Source organism: Corallococcus sp. CA053C (assembly GCF_003611675.1).
Lineage (GTDB): Bacteria > Myxococcota > Myxococcia > Myxococcales > Myxococcaceae > Corallococcus.
Map to the genome: position 1 here is coordinate 1 of NZ_RAWA01000643.1, position 3,352 is coordinate 3,352.

A 3,352-nucleotide genomic window follows, 5' to 3' on the forward strand; every position below is an offset into this window, starting at 1 on the left:
GGGCGGGGGCGGGCATGTCGGACGCTCCGAAACACCACGTGCTGCCGCAGGAGCACCGCGAGTGGTTCGAGCGGCGCGGCTTCAGGGGCGACATGGACATCGACCAGTTCTGCGTCCGGCTGGAACAGGCCGATCATGAGGCGATTCACGGTGGAGGCAACTGGAAGCTGGGACGCATGTGGCCCGGTGAGTGGAACCGGATGATCATGGAGGCTCTGCACGAAGCTGAGATCACGGCAGGTCGGAGGTTGACGCGGAATCAGGTCCTGGACATCGTCGTGGAGCGTATGAAGATCTACAAAGTCCCAATCACGTTCACGAAAGGGAGGAGCCGATGATCGACGGACGTTCATGGCGGGAGAACTGGAAGGCCCGCTTGTATGAGCGCGTCCGCGAGCGGGGCTACGACTCACTCACGGCTTTTGCCGAGGCCCGACCCACCGCATCGTTGGTGGCGCTGGCCGAGGAGTTGGGTCCGGACGACGTTGCTGGAATTCAGGTGTACGATGGACTGGTGGCTGAAGCGGTGAGAGGCAAGCAAGTGACCCGCTTGGTACGTGGACAACTTGTGCGCGAGCTGTGGGGGAGCATCCCTGCTGGTTGGCCGGCCGTGTTGGATGACGACAACCGCTTCAAGGTTGCCAAGGCACTTGGCCCCTGGATTGCCTTTACTCCAGACACGCATAAGGAGCGCGCACGCCAATGCAGGACGTCGCTCCTCGCCAATCCGCCCCCTGCTGGCTGGCGTCCGCTTGGCCCCGACGACGAGTTTCTCCGCACGCTCTTGCCGGACGAGGAAGCCTGACCGGAAGCGGCGGCTCCCCTACCCGACCGCCGCGTGTGACACGGGCGCATCCAGGGCCGGCAGGTAGAGCGATTCCACGTAGCGCTGCGCCATCCGCTCCGGCGCATGGTGGGCCACCACGTACTCGCGGGCAGCACTGGCCATCCGCTCTCGCCAGCCCGGCGCCGACAGCAGCCCCGCGAGCGCGGAGGCCAGCGTGTTCGCGTCGCCCGGAGGCACCACCAGCCCGCGCCCCGTGCCCAGGACGTGCGGCAACTCACCGACGCCCGAAGCGATCAGCGGCCGTCCCGCCGCCATCGCCTCCAGCGCGACCAGGGGCATGCCTTCCCGCAGAGAAGGCATCACCACCGCGTCCGCCGCCGCGTACACGTCCCGCACGTCCGAACGGAACCCCAGGAAGTGCACTGGCAGCCCTTGAGCCTGGACCTCCAGCGACTCCCGCAGGGGACCATCTCCCACGAGCAACAGCGTGGGCACCGTGGCGCCGGGCGTCCGATCCAAGATCCGCAGGGCCTCCAGGAGCACCTGGGGCCCCTTCTCCACTGACAGCCGCCCGACCAACGCAATGACAGACACGTCAGGCGAAAGGCCCAGCGCCTCACGGGCCTGGAGCCGCTCTGCTTCCGTGCAGGCCTTCGCGAGCGGCAACGCGTTGGGGATGTACACCACCGGCGAGCGGTGCACGTACCGGCGCAGGCGCGTGGCCAGTTCCCGGGACACCGCCGCCACCGCGCTCGTGCAGTTGCCCAGCACGCGCGCCAATCCCTCATAGGCAATCAACGCGGGCGTGGCGCCGGTGTCCCCATGGTACGTCGCCACCAGGGGCACTCCGGCCAGCGCGCTCGCCGCGGCGCCCAGCGTGAGCGACTTGTAGTCATGCGCGTGGATCAGGCCCACGCCCCGGCGGCGCACCTCCGAAGCCAGCGTGGCCACGGCCATCGCGCTGAAGCGGCCGGGCACCTCCAGCGTCAGGGCATCCAACCCCTGCTCGCGCGCGGCGCCCGAGAGCACGTCCGCGCGTCCCGGAGACACGAGACTGCACACCTGCGCCCTCCACGGGGACGGTGTCGCTCCGGCCAGCGACAGCAACGCCCGCTCGGCGCCGTACAGGCCGCACGTACTGCGCACGTGGAGGATGGAAGGTGTCACCCGTGGCTTCGTCGCGCTCACGCCTGGGCGCGAGCCGCGGCCCCCCGGTAGAGCTGCGCGTACGTGTCCACCATGGTGGAGAGCGAGTAGCGCTGCGCCTCGCGCTTCGCGGCCTCGCCCAGCCGCGCACGCAGGTCCGCGTCCTGGGCCAGCCGCTTCACCGCGCCCGCGAGCGCGTCCACGTCACCCGACGGCACGAGGAGCGCCGTCTGGCCATCGCGGTGCACCTCCTGGATGGCGGGGATAGCGTGCGACACCGTGGGCAGGCCCACCGCCATCGCCTCCAGCAGCGACAGCGAGCGGCCCTCGCGACGCGAGGGCTGAACGTAGACATCAAAGGCAGGCAGAAGCTTGCTGGCCTCCAGCAGGGCGCCCGTGAAGTCCACCCGACCGGCGAGCGGAGACGCGGCGGCGCGAGCGCGCAGCGAGGCCTCCATCGGGCCGGGGCCAATCATCACCAGGTGCATATCCGGCGCGTCCGCGAAGTGGCGCAGGAACGCGTCCACGAGCAGGTCCGGGCCCTTCTCCTCGGACAGACGGCCCAGGTAGCCCACCACGGTGGCGTCCTGCGGCAGCCCCAGGCGCTCGCGCGCGTCGCGGCGGGCCTCGGCGCCCGTGGACACGGTGAGCGGCACGCCGTTCTCGATGGTGACCACGTTGGAGAGCAGCTTCGGGCTCCAGCGCTCCAGGCTGGCGCGGACCTCACTGCCGCACGCCACCAGCGACTGGGTGAAGACCGCGGCGGCCATGGCCGCGGGGCGCAGCTTGCCCTGCGGCTCCACGGTCTGATGGAAGGTGCCCAGCACGGGCGTGCGCGGGCGTAGCGTCCTCGTGGCGACAGCGTTGAGCCAGGGCCCCACGTCGTGGCCATGCACCACGTCGGCGCCGAAGGCGTCCACCTCCTGGGCCAGCCGGCGGATGGCCGTGGGCGTCATGCCCGCCAGCCCGCCCAGCCACACGGTGGGGATGTTGGCGCGCTGGAGCAGCTCGCGCACCGGGCCGTCGGGCCCCAGCGCCAGCACCACCGAGTCGATGCCCCGGGAGCGGCCGTGGTCGGACAGCCGGACCACCAGCTGTTCCAGTCCGCCCATCTCCAGGCCGTACATCACGTGTGCCACGCGGACGGGCTTCGCCGCCTTCGGGTGCAGTTCATTCTTCATGGGCGCCGGCAACCTAGGCACGCGCCTGGAGCCCACAACCCCCAGCCAGGCCTCCGAGTCCGGGCGGGTGTCAGCCAGTGAAAACCACCGCCGTGTAACCCGCCCCCGAAGCCCTGCGTACGGAGGAGCACCCTGGCGCACAGCGCCCCGCGCCCCTCCCCTTCCTCTCCTGTGTCGCTCCTGGAGCCCGTCATGGCTGTCGACCTTCGTCCGTCCGCGCTGCCCCTCCGCCCCACCA

General features: G+C 70.4%; 4 protein-coding genes. 2 read left to right on the forward strand and 2 right to left on the reverse strand.

Going from position 1 to position 3,352, the window contains the following annotated elements; translation table 11 throughout:
• A partial coding sequence (locus tag D7V97_RS41455) for a DUF2380 domain-containing protein (protein ID WP_120616054.1) occupies nucleotides 1-338 on the forward strand: 338 nt, incomplete at its 5' end.
• A complete protein-coding gene (locus D7V97_RS41460) occupies nucleotides 335-805 on the forward strand; it encodes an NUDIX hydrolase (protein ID WP_120616055.1) in 471 nt (156 codons plus the stop codon). The genes D7V97_RS41455 and D7V97_RS41460, both read left to right, overlap by 4 nt.
• 18 nt (nucleotides 806-823) lie before the next feature.
• Here D7V97_RS41460 and D7V97_RS41465 read toward each other — a convergent pair whose 3' ends face one another.
• Nucleotides 824-1,954 carry a glycosyltransferase family 4 protein gene (locus D7V97_RS41465; RefSeq protein WP_158623569.1) on the reverse strand — a complete coding sequence of 377 codons (1,131 nt, stop codon included), beginning with the start codon at nucleotides 1,952-1,954 and terminating at the stop codon, nucleotides 824-826.
• 17 nt (nucleotides 1,955-1,971) lie between these two features.
• Nucleotides 1,972-3,114 (reverse strand): glycosyltransferase, encoded by a 1,143-nt coding sequence (locus D7V97_RS41470; RefSeq protein WP_147445214.1) that lies wholly within the window; start codon nucleotides 3,112-3,114, stop codon nucleotides 1,972-1,974.
• Nucleotides 3,115-3,352 lie beyond the last annotated feature (238 nt).

Coding starts and splice junctions, on each gene's coding strand:
- D7V97_RS41470 (WP_147445214.1), bottom strand. CDS start 3,114: ATGAAGAATGAACTGCACCCGAAGGCGGCGAAGCCCGTCCGCGTGGCA.
- D7V97_RS41460 (WP_120616055.1), top strand. CDS start 335: ATGATCGACGGACGTTCATGGCGGGAGAACTGGAAGGCCCGCTTGTAT.